Origin of the sequence: Aeromonas sp. LsrichE-8G, from assembly GCF_022869435.1 — a bacterium.
GTDB classification, from domain to species: domain Bacteria; phylum Pseudomonadota; class Gammaproteobacteria; order Enterobacterales; family Aeromonadaceae; genus Aeromonas; species Aeromonas caviae.
In genome coordinates this window covers 1-1136 of sequence record NZ_JALIHH010000200.1, presented here as the reverse complement: position 1 = coordinate 1136, position 1136 = coordinate 1, and the positions used below count along the sequence as shown (strand labels likewise).

Here is a 1136-nt window from a genome sequence, read left to right as displayed (position 1 = left end):
TTACGATTGATCTCAGAGCGAGTTTCTTCGACAAGGGTAAGGTGTTCAATCAACGTCATAGCGCGTGCCTCCTGCATGGAGACGCGATTAGATCACAGACGATCTGCCTGTTCAAATTTCATTAACAAAGTGCGATCCCGCCCTGCCCCTTGAATGGGGTGACATCAACCACCATGGCATCTGGATTCAAGAGTACCTGCCTGCTCACCTCCGGGCAGGAGAGCACCAGGCTGCGCCTGTGCTGGGTACCAAATTGCCGCAACTGCCTGGGGTAGGTCTTACAGGTGTGACTCAGTGCCTCGGCCCCCATCTTCTTATGTACATTGCATAATCCGACACCATCCAGAAAGGGGCAGGCGCCAGACTCGTCCATACGGATAGTCCCCCAGTGAGCGTCTGAGTTTTTCACCTTCTCAATATGCAGCTTGGCCGTACTTTGAATCAGCTGATCCGGGTGACTGACATAATGACGATAGGTCTTCTTGTCGATGGATATCGTCCATCCATGGCAGCAATTGTCCTCACATTGATCGCCAATACAGTGAAAATCCGTGTAGTACCTTGGGGTTACCAGGGTATGGGCCATGACGGTGTCCTCAAGAAAATAATCCGGATTCACCTACCCCTTTCAAGAACGTAGGTTTTATTAAAAAGCAAAGAGCATGCCTACATTGCAGGTCATCATCACCTAATGGGTATTATGGCAGAGCTAACATCCTTATTGGCTCCCCACTTAGTTACTGGCTATCGTTGGAACTTTCCATTTGTTTCATTTCTACGAGATCACGTGTCTTCGGTGCAGGTATCAAGCTAATAAATCTGGCCAGACTTAGCAGTGTCATGAAGAGACCGACGGTCGCGTGAAAAAGCAGTACAGAGGCAGCCATAGTGCTTTTTGGCAATAAGTCGAAATCACCAAATGATGTCATCGTGATAAAACTGCTATAAATACCACCAAAGACAGTTCCCGTTCCCGGCTGCCATTTGTGACAGGGCCGACGCATGATCATTCTCTGCACAAGTTGATCAAGTCTCGATCAGTTGAACGGCTCCAAGTACGATTTTAATTGTACCTTGCGTTGCCAAGCTGTAAATAGTCGAGATCTTAACCAACTGTTTATTATTATGGCCCAGAA

At 47.9% G+C, this 1136-nt stretch carries 1 protein-coding gene; it reads right to left on the bottom strand.

Annotation, left to right across the window (positions count from 1 at the left end; all coding sequences use genetic code 11):
- Positions 1 to 121: 121 nt before the first annotated feature.
- Positions 122 to 586 carry a flagellin lysine-N-methylase gene (gene fliB, locus MUW49_RS18695; protein ID WP_244813074.1) on the bottom strand — a complete coding sequence of 155 codons (465 nt, stop codon included), beginning with the start codon at positions 584 to 586 and terminating at the stop codon, positions 122 to 124.
- Between the last annotated feature and the right edge of the window lie 550 nt (positions 587 to 1136).